This is a genomic window from Mycolicibacterium phocaicum (assembly GCF_010731115.1).
Lineage (GTDB): Bacteria > Actinomycetota > Actinomycetes > Mycobacteriales > Mycobacteriaceae > Mycobacterium > Mycobacterium phocaicum.
In genome coordinates, this window is sequence record NZ_AP022616.1 from 354489 (window position 1) to 367745 (window position 13257).

The following is a 13257-nucleotide window of genomic DNA, read 5'->3' on the forward strand; positions in this document are numbered from 1 at the left end:
TCCTATTTCTGTTAATAGTCAAGCGGCGTGGTTGAGCTGGGTGTTTAACCATTGGCGGTAGGTAGCGGCGAGGGTGTCGTCGCGTTTGAGGCCGCGTTCGAGGCGGGAGATGTCGTTGGGCCATACGCCGAAGTGGTCGGCGACGGCGGTGAGAGTGATGTTTGTGGCTCGACGAGCCGGGCGGAGGTCGCTGTAGTCGTCGATCGGGCTGGGTGCGGTGAGGTGTTTGAACATCTCGCGGGCGATAGCGCGTTTGAGCATCCGCAGGATCTCTTTTTTGGACCGGCCGGCGGCGGTCTGGCGGGTGACGTAGTCGCGGGTGCGTTGGTCGTGGGCCATGCGGACCAGGGCGATGCGGTACAGGGCGTTGTTGGCGGCGCGGTCGCCGCCGCGGGAGAGTCGGTGGCGGCTGGTTTTCCCGGACGAGGCCGGGATGGGAGCGACACCGGTGAGCATCGCAAAGGAGGCTTCGCTGCGGAGCCGTTGGGGGTTGGTGCCGGCGGTGATGATCAGTTGAGCGGCGGTGTCCGGGCCGACGCCGTAGGCGGCCCGGAGTGCAGGATTGAATGCAGCAGTGAGGGTGTCGAGCTCAGCAGTGATTTCGTCGGCCTGATCTTGCAGGAAGGTGACGCGGCGGGCCAGTGTTTTGCAGGCCGTCAGTACTGAGACCGTGACGGGATCGTTGTGTGTAGCGGGTCGGCATCTGGACAGCGCGGCCACGAGCGTCAGCGTGGTGGTGTAGCCGCGGTAGCGCTCGCGTATCTCGGCGGGAGCGGTGACGAGGAGGTCCTTGATCTGCTGGATGGCTGCGGTGCGGGCTTTGACGGCGCCGCGACGGGCGGTCAGCAGGGCTTTGAGTGCATTGGTGTGGGGGTCTTTGGGGACGGCTGGGCTGTTGCTGGCCAGCGCGGCGCGGGCGGCACTGTAGGCATCGAGCGGGTCGGATTTTCCTTGCCTGCGCCTGGCTGCCCGGTCGGGTCGGTTGACTTCAACGACGTGAATAGCGTTGGCCTGCAATGCTTGTGTGAGTCCGGCGCCGTAGCTGCTGGTGCCCTCGACTCCTGCGGTCACGATGTCACCAAAGCTGCGGGCCCAGCAGATCGCGGCCCAGTAGCCGGTGGGGTTGGTGCGGAATTCGGCGTCGCCGAGCGGTTGGCCGGTGTCGGTGATGGCGGCGACGTGGATGGTGTCCAGATGGGTGTCGGCGCCGATGACGACTCGGCGTGGGGATGTCACGATGGTGGTGTCCTCTCCGTAGTAATGAACCGTGCGGGTGGGTGACAACCCTGCGGGGCGGGCAGACAAGACATTGATGAGGAACGGCCAGGCTCCTGATTAGGTCATGTCCGCCCCGCTGGGCTCTCGGGGCAACGCTTGCTCGCGCGTCGCTGGTGAGACAGATCAAGTCGAAGACAACCCAGCAGGGCGTCAGTCGGTGGGAGGGTCATCACCAGCGGCGAACGAGCAAGGTCATCCTCGCCCGAACGGGTTGAACACAATCAATGTCGGTGGGGACACATAGCATGGCGCTGTGGTGTCTGGATTGCCCAGACCGGTGAAGGGATACGTGTGTCAGACCGTCTGATCGTCAAAGGTGCGCGCGAGCACAACCTGCGGGGAATCGACCTTGACCTGCCCAGAGACTCGCTGATCGTGTTCACGGGCCTGTCGGGTTCGGGTAAGAGCTCGCTGGCGTTCGACACCATCTTCGCCGAGGGGCAGCGCCGCTATGTCGAGTCGCTGTCGGCGTACGCCCGTCAGTTCCTGGGCCAGATGGACAAGCCGGACGTGGACTTCATCGAGGGCCTGTCGCCCGCGGTGTCCATCGACCAGAAGTCGACCAACCGGAACCCGCGCTCGACCGTCGGCACCATCACCGAGGTCTACGACTACCTGCGTCTGCTGTACGCGCGTGCCGGCACGCCGCACTGCCCGGTGTGTGGTGAGCGCATCGCGCGGCAGACGCCGCAGCAGATCGTGGACCAGGTGCTCGCCATGGACGAGGGCATCCGGTTCCAGGTGCTCGCGCCCGTGGTCCGCACCCGCAAGGGTGAGTTCGTCGACCTCTTCGACAAGCTCAACGGCCAGGGCTACAGCCGCGTCCGGGTCGACGGCGTCGTGCACTCGCTGACCGATCCGCCGAAGCTCAAGAAGCAGGAGAAGCACGACATCGAGGTGGTCGTCGACCGCCTGACCGTCAAGGCCAGCGCCAAGCAGCGGCTGACCGATTCGGTCGAGACCGCGCTGGGCCTCGCCGACGGCATCGTCGTCCTCGAGTTCGTCGACCGCGACGACAACCACCCGCAGCGCGAGCAGCGCTTCTCCGAGAAGCTGGCCTGCCCCAACGCGCACCCGCTGGCCGTCGACGACCTCGAGCCGCGGTCGTTCTCGTTCAACTCGCCCTACGGCGCCTGCCCGGAGTGCACCGGTCTGGGCATCAAGAAGGAAGTCGACCCCGAGCTCGTCGTACCGGACCCGGAGCTGACGCTCGCCGAGGGCGCGGTGGCGCCGTGGTCCATGGGCCACAACTCCGACTACTTCACCCGCATGATGGCCGGGCTCGGTGAGGAGCTGGGCTTCGACATCGACACCCCGTGGAAGAAGCTTCCGGCCAAGGCGCGCAAGGCCATTCTGGAAGGTTCCGACCACCAGGTGCACGTCCGGTACAAGAACCGCTACGGCCGCACGCGCTCGTACTATGCCGACTTCGAAGGCGTGCTGGCGTTCCTGCAGCGCCGCATGGAGCAGACCGAATCCGAGCAGATGAAGGAACGCTACGAGGGCTTCATGCGGGACATCCCGTGTCCCGAGTGCGCCGGTACCCGACTCAAGCCGGAGATTCTGGCGGTCACCCTGTCCGCGGATGACGACGCGAAATCCATTGCGCAGGTGTGTGATCTGTCCATCTCGGACTGCTCGACGTTCCTCAACGCGCTGACCCTCGGGCCGCGCGAGCAAGCCATCGCCGGCCAGGTGCTCAAAGAGGTGCAGTCGCGGCTGGGCTTCCTGCTCGACGTCGGCCTCGACTACCTGACACTGTCGCGGGCCGCGGGCACGCTGTCCGGCGGTGAGGCACAGCGCATCCGGCTGGCCACCCAGATCGGTTCGGGTCTGGTCGGTGTCCTCTACGTGCTCGACGAGCCGTCCATCGGCTTGCACCAGCGTGACAACCGCCGGCTCATCGACACCCTGGTCCGGCTGCGCGACCTCGGCAACACGCTGATCGTCGTCGAGCACGACCTCGACACCATCGCGCACGCCGACTGGGTCGTCGACATCGGTCCCGCGGCCGGTGAGCACGGCGGCCAGATCGTGCACAGCGGCACCTACAAGGACCTGCTGAAGAACACGAAATCGCTTACCGGCGCCTATCTTTCGGGGCGGGAGGAGATCGAGGTCCCGGCCATCCGCCGACCTGTCGATCGGAAGCGGCAGATCACGGTCGTCGGGGCACGCGAGCACAACCTCAAAGAGGTCGACGTCGCGTTCCCGCTCGGCGTGCTGACGTCGGTCACGGGGGTCTCGGGTTCGGGCAAGTCGACGCTGGTCAACGACATCCTCGCGACCGTCATGGCCAACAAGCTCAACGGCGCCCGCCAGGTGCCGGGCCGGCACACCCGGATCAACGGTCTCGACCAGTTGGACAAGCTGGTGCGGGTCGACCAGTCACCGATCGGCCGCACGCCGCGGTCCAACCCGGCGACCTACACCGGGGTGTTCGACAAGATCCGGACGCTGTTCGCGGCCACAACCGAGGCCAAGGTCCGCGGCTACCAGCCCGGCCGGTTCTCCTTCAACGTGAAAGGTGGCCGCTGTGAGGCGTGTTCGGGTGACGGCACCATCAAGATCGAGATGAACTTCCTGCCCGACGTGTACGTCCCGTGCGAGGTGTGCCAGGGCGCCCGGTACAACCGGGAGACCCTGGAGGTGCACTACAAGGGCAAGACCATCTCCGAGGTCCTCGACATGCCCATCGAAGAGGCCACCGAGTTCTTCGAGCCCATCAGCTCCATCCACCGGTACCTCAAGACGCTCGTCGACGTCGGTCTGGGCTACGTGCGGCTGGGCCAGCCCGCCCCGACGCTGTCCGGTGGTGAGGCGCAGCGTGTGAAGCTGGCCGCCGAGCTGCAGAAGCGGTCGACCGGGCGCACCGTCTACATCCTCGACGAGCCGACCACCGGCCTGCACTTCGAGGACATCCGCAAGCTGCTCAAGGTGATCAATGGTCTGGTCGACAAGGGCAACACCGTCATTGTCATCGAGCACAACCTCGACGTGATCAAGACCTCGGACTGGATCGTGGACATGGGCCCGGAGGGTGGCGCGGGCGGCGGCACCGTCGTGGTGTCCGGTACCCCGGAAGACGTCGCGGCGACGCCGGACAGCTACACGGGGCAGTTCCTCGCCGAGCTGTTGCCCGCCGTCGTGCCGGATCCGCCGAAGACCAAGCGGCGCAAGGTGAGTGCCTAGCGGGACAGGGCGACGCTCAGCGGTGACGGAAAGCGGGGCTTGACGCGCACGCCGTCGAGCCAGTCCGTCAGGTCGGAAGCCTTGCGTTGCAGCACTTTCCGCGCCGACGCCCCGACGTCTTCGACGTACTCCAGCTGCACCCGGCCGTCGGCGTCCTGACCCCAGGCGCCGACGACGCGGCCGTCCCACCACACCGTGGGGCCGGCATTGCCGGAACGGTCGAACAACTGGCCCGCGTGCGGGCCGAGGTACCAGGACCGGGCCTGCCACCCCATGACGGTGGGGTCCAGCCCGGGCAGCAGTGCGCCCCACGGCGGAATAGGGGGAGTGGCGTCGAGATCGTCGGGCAGGACATACCCGGACTCGTCGCAGCCCTCCAGCGCCACTGCGGCGGCCTCGATGGCGTGCAGCCCCTCGCGGGCCCATGACAGGGTCTGGCCGAACCACCATTTGATATCGGCGGCGGTGGCCGGGCCGAAGGTGCGCAGCCAGGCAGTCAGCACTGCCGCGCGGGCTGCGTCGGCCGGAAGGGCAGCGTCCGGTTCCGGTAGCCAGTGCGACGCCGACGCCCACAGCGGCCGCGATGTCGTCCACGTGCCGTCGTTGGGGCCGCGCAGGATGTGCCCCTGTGCGGACAGCACGGTCATCACACGCGGCGCGACGGGAGTGCTTCCGCCCCAGGTCTTTCCGGGGGCCGGATCCCAGCTGCCCGCCAGCTCTGGCAGTGCGGCCCGGAGCGCGGCGGTGCCCGCCACCAAACCTGCTTCCAGGTGCCCACGTACCGCAGCCGCGGCACGCTCCAGCCACGCCTCGCCGTCGGCCGCGATACCGGACTTCTCGACATCGCCGATGAGCCGTTTGCGCTCCGTGGCGGCCACACGATCGCTGGCCGCGGCCTGGACCGCGGGCAGGTCGGCGGTGTGCACCACCCACAGCGTCCGGCGCATGGCCATGTGCTTGATCAGATGCCTGTCCTGGTACAGCGCGGCATCGAGATCGGTGACAGTGAAACCGGGTAGCCGGGCCCACAGTGACAGGTAGGGGGTGGCGGGATCGGTGCCGTGCAGGCCGACCAGCGCCCGGGTCACCTCGGCGGGACTCGCCGCCGCAGTGCTCAGGAAATGACGTTGCGCCAAGCGATTACGGCGCTCGGCGATGGTGAAGGTGCGCAAGTCAGTCGTCGTGCATCGAGCGACGGATCTGCTCGAGGCGTTCGGCGGCAGCCTTCTGGCGTGCTTCGTACTGTTCCTCGACCGATCGGCCCTCCGCGGTTTCCGCGGCCAGCTCGGCCGAGCCGATCGCGGTACCGTACCGGTTCTCGATCTTCTCGCGTACCGACTCGAACGTCGGGACGCCGTCGGGGGTGTAGCCGGGATCGACGGGCGGAGACACCGGCACCGGCGTAGGCGCCGGATCCAACGGCACGATCTCGGCGTCGATGGGCTCGTTTTCGGCCATGGCTTCACCGTACCGCGCTGGAAACTTGGGATCGGTAGCCGCGGCGCCCGCGTGTACTTACCGCACGACGACGCCACTGGGGCGTCGGACTGAGGAAGGAAAGCTCCCGCACATGAAGACCAATGGCATGAACATCAAGCGCACTCTGGCCGCCGGTGTCGGCTTGCTGGCCGTGGGCGCCACCCTGATCGGCTGCTCGAGTGACAAAGAGGCAGGCCCGAAGGCGACCGGCCCGGGTTCGGTGACGGGTGGCGGCAACACCGTCGTCAAGGTCGAGGGCCAGGACCTGGCCGGCCTGGACCTGAAGTCGGTGACCTGCGTGAAGCAGGGCGGCAGCATCAACATTGCCAGCGCACCCATCGGCGGTGGCGCACAGGGTCTCGGCGTCGTCATGACCGACGCCTCGCCGCCGAAGGTGCAGTCCCTGGGCCTGGTGGTCGACGGCAACGCGCTCGCGGTGTCGGAGATGGGCGGCATGAAGACGGGCTCGGCCGACGTCAAGGTCGACGGCAGCACCTACACCATCACCGGCCAGGCCGCCGGTGCCGACATGAAGAACCCCATGGCGGGAATGATCTCGAAGAACTTCGAGATCAAGGTGTCCTGCGGCTGACATGCCCGCCAGGAGAAGGACGGCGGGTGCAGCCAATGCGCCCGCCGTCCGACTTATGATGCGGCCGTGTCGATCACCGGCGAACTCGCCCGCGCCCGCGCGCTGATGTTCGCCGCCGACGAGCCGACAGCCAAAGAACTGCTGCTGTCGCTGATGCCCGCCATCGAAGCGGCCGACCGCGATGACCAGATGCTCGAGGTCTTCGCGCAGCTCGGCGAGATCTATCTGATCCGCAGTGCCCTTGACGGAGTGCGTGAATGTATCCGGCGCATCGATGACTGCCTCGACATCTACGCATCGATCCTGGCCGGCCGCGCGCCGGCCGAGATCGTGGCGCAGATGACCATGACGCCGGAGGACGCGGACCACATGCTCAGCCGGTACGCCCGCCGGGCCACCTTTCTGCGGACCGGCCTGGCCGCCGCCATCGGAGACCATGAAGGCGCGGCGCAGTCCCTGACCGCGCTGGACGGCCCGTCGCCGCACGCCGATCTGGCGGACGAGCACACCTATCTTCTGACCCACGCCCGGATCCTGTGCGCGCTCGCGTTGTGCGACGACGATCTGCACGTCCGCGCGGTGCCGCTGTGGAACGCGGTGCTGGCCACGATCGCGACACCCGCCGACGACCCGCAGCGCGAATATCTCTGGCTGACCGGTGCACTCGGCTACGCGCGGTTCTGCATCGAGACCGGCAAGGTCGACGAGGCCCTGCCGTGGCTGCGCCGCGCGGAGGCCCGCGCACAGGCTCGCGGCTGGGAATTTGCCACCGCCCGAGCGCAATTGGAGCGGGCGGCGGTGAGCTGGCTGGCCGGCGACCAGCAGGGTACCGAGGCGCTGGTCACCGCCGCGTATCCAGAGATCGCCCGGCAGGCGCGGGCTCACGAGGTGTCGCGCTGCTGGCTGTACTTCGGGCTGACCCGGCTCGCCGCCGGTGCACTGCAGGCCGCCGATGAATGCTGGGGACACGCCGAACGGCACTGGCGTGAGCTCGGCAAGCCCCTGCACGTGCACCGCATCTTGTTGCAGCGCAGCTGGATAGCCATCTTCCGGGGCCGATACGACGAGGCCCGCGCAGTGCTCGATCAGGCCCGGGCGTGCCTGGATTCCTCGCCGCGCAGCAGCTGGCTGCAGTATGCGCGGTTGGATGACCAACTCGGTACCGTCTGGCGCGCGGAGGGACTTGCGGACCTCGGCTTCGACGCCGCGGGTAATCCCGCCGACACGTGGGCGCAAGCCGAAGCCCGGTACCGCGGCGGGCTCGGGACGTGGTCCGCAGAACCCGGTACCGACCAATACCGTTCCGGCATGGACAAATTGGCCGCCGCCGCCGACCTGAAGTTGCCCGCAGCGCTGGCCGTCGACTCGGTGCGGTACTCGATCACCGACGTGGACGCGCGGGCCCGCTGGGCCGCGGGGGTGTCCGCACCGATGCTGGCCGGAGCGTTCGCCGTGGCCTGGGAATCGCAGGATCCGGCGCTGGTGAGCGAATTGATCGAATATCACAGCGCCCGAGGCGCGTTCAGCGTGGACGCGGCGGCGGGTGCGGCCATGGAGTGGGCCTCGGCCACGACGGCGGCCGCGCAGGTTCTCGACGTGGACGAACTCGCCTCGGTCGCGTCCGGCCCGGTTGCGGTCGGCGCTGCCGGCCTCATCCGGCTCGGCCCGCTGCCGCCGCTGCGGATGGAGCCCGACGGCGAGCCCGTGCTGGCGCGCTATCGCGAGCTGGCCCGGTTGCGCTACGGCCGCGCGGTCATCGCGGACCAGGAGGCGTGGTCGACATGCCCGTGACCGAGGACACCACAACCATGTTGGTGCTGCGCTTCGCCGACATCGGGATCGGCACGTACGTCAGCCTGCGGGTTGTCGGCTCGCCCGAGCGGCTGGTCACCTGGATGCTGGCCGAGGACGTTCTTCTCGCGGTGACCTCCGCGCTGGCTGAAGCACTACCGGATCCGCTTGAGGGTGAACAACTTCCCGAGGCTCTGACCCGGTCCTTGGCGACCGGCCCGTTCGCCGCGGCGGTACGCGAGCGCGAACTCGCCCGGCTCCTCGGGGCCCTGCTCCCCGACGAAGCGTGGGATCTGCTGCGGCAGTGCACCGGCGACCCGGAGCTGCCGGTGCTCTTCGTGTCGCCGAGTGCCCGCCTGAGCCGGGTGCCGTGGGGACTGCTCGCGCAGCCCAGTGGCGCTGACGACCAACGCCTGATCGAGCTCGCCGACCTGCTGCTGGCGGTGCCGGCGAACATCGCGAACGCGTCCCGCAGACAATCGCCACCGGTCGGCGGACCGCCGCTTCTGCTGCTGGACCCGAAAGTGCCCGGCCAGCGGCCGGATTCAGCGCTCGGCTCGGTGCTGGGCCGGCCATCGCCGGACACGGTGCTGGCCCGGCACTTCGGCGAGCGGCCCGCACTGCCGGCGGTCACCGCTCCGGTGGAGCTCTTCCGCCGGGCCGACGCCGACCGGCACTGGCTGGCCACCCAACTGGCGCAGCAGCCGTCACGGCTGGTGTACGTCGGGCATTCCAGTGCCGCCCACGACCGCGACGGATCGGCAGAGCAGGCGGCCCTGCATCTGGCCGAGCCCGAGCCGCTGACCGCCGCCGACATCATGGTGATGGGCCTGGAGATCCCGCCCCGCGTGGCGCTCCTGGCCTGCGCATCCGGTGCCGACTACCGGTTCGATGAGGCCACCGGTCTGGTCGCGGCGATGATTCTCGGTGGCGCACAGGTGGTTACCGCGACCCTCTGGTCCCTGCCGACAGCTGCCGGATACCGGACGGCCACTGGCGCCGACGCAGATCCCATGGCGGAGGCGATCATGGCCGTCGACACCGCGCACGAGGCGACGACACCGGCCCGGGCCGTGAATCGCTGGCAGCGAGACTGCCTGCAGCGCTGGCGAACCGGAGATGCGACACTCAGCCCCGTGTACTGGGCAGCGGTGATGACGTTCACGGTCGACGGGGCGCGCTGATGACTACTGCGCCGCAGCCACGTCGCGCCGTCATCGATGCCGCGTGGCGGGAGATCGGGCCGGGTCTCGAACTGCTGAGCAGCCCCGACGGCGGCCCGTTGAGCCGCGCGGTCAAGCGCATCATCGATCCGCTGGTGCTTCGGCTGCGCGCACACCCCGAATACTCGGCGCCCGTCGTTGCCGCCGACATCGCCGACGAGATGCGTCAGGTGATCGTCGATCACGCCGCTCAGTTGCGCGCTGCGGCCCAGTGGTTCGCGCTGTTGAAGGCGCAGCGCCGGCGCGACCGGATCACCACCGGCAACGCCCAGGAGCTCTACTTCCCGGTGTGTTTCGAGTTGGCCGCGACCAGAGGCCAACCGGGACAGGGTGATTCAGGCGTCGTCGTGGCAGCACTGCGCGACGTGCACGGCGATCGGGATCGCACCGCGGTCGAGCGGCTGCACGAGTACCTCGCCGACCCGGCTGTGCTGGAGACGCTGTCGCGTCAGCTCGATGCGGGCTGGGACGACGTCAGGTCGGGCGACGCACCGTGCGAGCCGTTCCTCGCCGGGCTCACGACGGTCCTCGGGCCGTCCGGCGGCCACAACGCCGATGCTGCGCGCCAACGGGTCTGGACCGCATTGATCGGTGACGCCACCCCGTACAACTTCGGCGCCCGGATGCGCGACGCCGCGGCCGCCGCGCCGTGGTCGGTCGATCAGATCGGGTTGTGCGCTGCCGCACCGCAATCGAAGCCGGCGGTCACCGGCGCCCGCGCGGCAGAACGTCCCCTCGACCGCAGCATCGTCGACCGGGTCCGGGCGACGCTGCGTCGTGCCCTCGACCGCGACGAGCTGCCAGACCTGCCGACTCTGTGCGCCGAGGAGGCGGACCGCGCGGCGTCGCCGTGGGGGCTCCTGGCCGAGGACAACCAGGCTGCCCTGGTCGCCGGCATCGAGGTCGGGGTGGACCTGGCGCCGCTCGAGGTGAATCATCGGACGCGGTACCACCTTTCGGGCCAGATCCAGGCGCGGCTCCGCAAAGAGGCGTACGTGCTGCACGCCCGCCGGTATCTGATCGACGGCGGCCCGGTCCACCCGCGGCAGCAGCAGGTGGTGGACGACCTGGCGGCGTTCGTGCGTCCCTACGTCTCGCGGCTGTGGGCACGACTGCACGGGCGTGACGTCTGGCAGGAATCCTGCGACGACGCGGGCGAGGTGCGGGGCCTGCTGGACGGGGTCGCCCGTTCGGTGAGCCTCGATCATCGCCAGCGCATCAAGGCAATGCTGGAATTGGAGGCGGCAGGATGAAACTCACTGTCGAGTCCGGATTGTGGGCCTTGGGCTCCGAGGTCGCGCCACCACCCGAGGTGGCGGTACTCGAGGTCAGCGGCGCGGTCCTCGCGTGGACGATCCACGACCCGGCGCAGGCGGTTCGCATCACGTTCACGGATCTGCCCGCGGCCGACTGGTTGTGGCGGCTGGTCGGGGAGGCCGGGCACGTCGCGGTGGTCACCGCCGCCGAGACTGCCGACGTCGTGCCGCTGCCCGAACCCCTTGCCGCCCTTCGCCGCCTGGCCGTCGGGCACTGGCTACGGCGGTGGTGGCCGGCCAGTGCCCGTGACGGCATCGGCCCGCTGGACGCCGCCGTGCTGGACGCCGAGGTGGCGCTCGCGACGGCGGCGCTGCAGGACTATTTCTCCGAGGACACCCTGGATTCGGATATCGCCGGGCTGCTGGCACCGCATCGAGAGGCGCTGGCGAGGACAACCGGCTCCGGGGATCCCCGGATTCTCGACCTCGTTCGCAGCTGCGTCGGCCTCGCCGACGAATCCGGGCTGGGGGGCTGGTCGGAAGTCCTTGCGGGCCAGGGGCCGCCGCGACAGGACGACTATGCGCTCGCCGCCGGCCAACCCGGCGCCGGCGACGATGGTGCCATCGCGGACGGCGTCGCCTCCGTCTCGTGGACCGCGGTGCCACCGCGGACATTCGATGCGGCCGAAAGCACCATCGACTGGTCCGTGCGGGCGCGCGACGGTGCGGTGGTCGCCGACATCCGCGTCGCCACGATCGGTCCCGCGGACGGAATCCCGGTGCGCCTGGACTCCGGTTCGATCACCGGCGGCGGCACCCTCGACATCGACGGAAACGCCACCCTGCCGCTGCCGGCCACCGAAACCCAAGCGTGGGGCCATGATTGGACGGACACCACCGTGACGGTGGGTGCCGCGGCCGGCGAGACGGAAGCGGTTCGGGACCGCGTCCGGCGCTACGTGCGGGCCCGGCTCGCGGCGCCCGGCCCCGATGCGTTCCTCGCCGAGATCCTTGCCGCCGAAGCCGACTACTAGGTCACCGGCGCGCGGCCTCGACCGGCATGGCCGGCGTCGTCGCACCGGGCAACGGCAGCCGCGGCACGTCCGGTGTCCCGAGCTGACCGGCCAGCCACGGCAGCGCCACGCTGAACGCCTGCGCGGCGAACGGCCAGTCGTGCTTGCCCGGTCGTTCGACCACCGCGCACCGGATGCCACGGGTGCTGCCGACGCCGCACAGCGAATGTGCCGCAACCGTCTGCGCGGGCAGCGGGCTGCGGGAGAGCTCAGGTCCATTGATGTCGAACCAGGCCGCGATGTCGTCGTAGGTGCGACGGGACATCACCGTCATCGGGTCCCAGTCGGCGTATTTGGCGGTGCTGCCACCGAACAGTCGCTGAACGGTCTGCGGCCGGTCACCGGCGTTCGGCGCGATGTCCCCGGCGATGTCCTGGAACGCGCTGAACAGATCCGGATGCATCACGGTCAGATCCACCGCGCAGGTTCCGCCCATTGACCAGCCGACGATGCCGCGGTGGCGACGGTCGGTACTCACGCCGTAGTTGGCGGTCATGAAGGGCAGCACGTCCTTGATCAGGTGGTCGGCGGAATTGCCGCGAGGCCCGTTGACGCACTCGGTGTCGTTGTTGAAGGACCCGCCGGGATCGACGAACACCAGCACCGGGGCGTTGCCGTGATGGGCGGCGGCGAAGTCGTCGACCGTCTTGATCGCGTTGCCGGCCCGCAGCCAGTCGGCGGGTGTGTTGAATTCGCCGCCGATCATCATCACCATCGGCAGCCGTGGCGGTGGGTTGCTGGCGAACCACGCCGGCGGCAGGTACACGTATTCGTCACGGTGATTGAATCCCGATGCGGCCGAGCCGGTTTGGACCTCGACGACACTGCCCTTGCTCGGTATCTGCCGGGCCTTCTGCATGGCGACCACGGTCTCGGGCCGCGTCTGGTTGGGCAGCGGCGCCGAGTTGGCCTGTTCCCACGCGGTATCGAGATTGGGGAAGTACCCGACCCAGCTGTTGAGGGTCAGCCCGGTGGACAGCACGCACAGCGGCACGGACAGCACGGACAGCCCGCGGCGCCACCAGCGCGTGGCGTGCCAGCCGACGATCAGCAGCACCACGGCGGCGCCGGTGACCGCGGTCCAGATCCACAGCCGGGCCGGCGCCGGATCGTCAGACCAGCCCTGAGATGCCATGACCCAGCGCGCGGCGGCGGTCACGAGTACGCCGGACACGGCGGCAACCGGCAGCCAGAGGGTGCGCCACCGCTGGTTGCGCCAGCCGACCGCGAGGATCAGCACCGCCGCCGCGAGGGCCTGGACGGTGAAGGGCAGCCAGCCGTGCGTCAACGAAACATGTTGCTCGCCATAGAGCCCGGCGTTCGTCGCCCCGATCGTCACGACGCCAGCGTGCAGGGCGAAGCTGGGAGGCTCC

10 protein-coding genes are annotated in these 13257 nt (G+C 69.1%); 6 read left to right on the forward strand and 4 right to left on the reverse strand.

Annotation, left to right across the window (positions count from 1 at the left end; genetic code table 11):
• Positions 1–18: 18 nt before the first annotated feature.
• Positions 19–1236 (reverse strand): IS110 family RNA-guided transposase, encoded by a 1218-nt coding sequence (locus G6N46_RS01720; protein WP_064859362.1) that lies wholly within the window; start codon positions 1234–1236, stop codon positions 19–21.
• Between the two features lie 333 nt (positions 1237–1569).
• Here G6N46_RS01720 and uvrA point away from each other — a divergent pair, with 333 nt between their 5' ends.
• The gene (gene uvrA / locus G6N46_RS01725; RefSeq protein ID WP_138249695.1) at positions 1570–4470 is read left to right on the forward strand and encodes an excinuclease ABC subunit UvrA; all 2901 of its coding nucleotides are present in this window, start codon (positions 1570–1572) and stop codon (positions 4468–4470) included.
• Here uvrA and G6N46_RS01730 read toward each other — a convergent pair.
• Both G6N46_RS01730 and G6N46_RS01735 read right to left on the reverse strand, forming a co-directional pair.
• Positions 4467–5642, reverse strand: coding sequence for a winged helix DNA-binding domain-containing protein (locus G6N46_RS01730; protein WP_138249694.1), 1176 nt, complete (start codon positions 5640–5642; stop codon positions 4467–4469). The genes uvrA and G6N46_RS01730 overlap by 4 nt on opposite strands.
• 1 nt (position 5643) lies before the next feature.
• Complete coding sequence (locus G6N46_RS01735) at positions 5644–5928, reverse strand: hypothetical protein (protein WP_234880695.1); 285 nt, start codon at positions 5926–5928, stop codon at positions 5644–5646.
• A 127-nt stretch (positions 5929–6055) separates the two neighbouring features.
• Here G6N46_RS01735 and G6N46_RS01740 point away from each other — a divergent pair, with 127 nt between their 5' ends.
• The 5 genes from G6N46_RS01740 to G6N46_RS01760 all read left to right on the forward strand — a co-directional run bounded on the left by G6N46_RS01740 (position 6056) and on the right by G6N46_RS01760 (position 11845).
• Positions 6056–6541 (forward strand): lipoprotein LpqH, encoded by a 486-nt coding sequence (locus tag G6N46_RS01740; protein ID WP_061004575.1) that lies wholly within the window; start codon positions 6056–6058, stop codon positions 6539–6541.
• A 66-nt stretch (positions 6542–6607) separates the two neighbouring features.
• Positions 6608–8332 carry a hypothetical protein gene (locus G6N46_RS01745; protein WP_138249693.1) on the forward strand — a complete coding sequence of 575 codons (1725 nt, stop codon included), beginning with the start codon at positions 6608–6610 and terminating at the stop codon, positions 8330–8332.
• Entirely contained in the window at positions 8323–9516 is a 1194-nt protein-coding gene (locus tag G6N46_RS01750) for a CHAT domain-containing protein (RefSeq protein ID WP_234880694.1), read from the forward strand. Before G6N46_RS01745 ends, G6N46_RS01750 begins: the two co-directional genes overlap by 10 nt.
• Positions 9516–10808 (forward strand): hypothetical protein, encoded by a 1293-nt coding sequence (locus G6N46_RS01755; protein WP_138249692.1) that lies wholly within the window; start codon positions 9516–9518, stop codon positions 10806–10808. Before G6N46_RS01750 ends, G6N46_RS01755 begins: the two co-directional genes overlap by 1 nt.
• Positions 10805–11845 (forward strand): hypothetical protein, encoded by a 1041-nt coding sequence (locus G6N46_RS01760; protein ID WP_138249691.1) that lies wholly within the window; start codon positions 10805–10807, stop codon positions 11843–11845. The genes G6N46_RS01755 and G6N46_RS01760 overlap by 4 nt, the downstream gene beginning before the upstream one ends.
• A 1-nt stretch (position 11846) precedes the next feature.
• On the opposite strand, the gene G6N46_RS01765 is transcribed toward G6N46_RS01760, so the two are convergent.
• Positions 11847–13223, reverse strand: a complete 1377-nt coding sequence (locus G6N46_RS01765) for an alpha/beta hydrolase (RefSeq protein ID WP_138249690.1) — start codon at positions 13221–13223, stop codon at positions 11847–11849.
• Positions 13224–13257 lie beyond the last annotated feature (34 nt).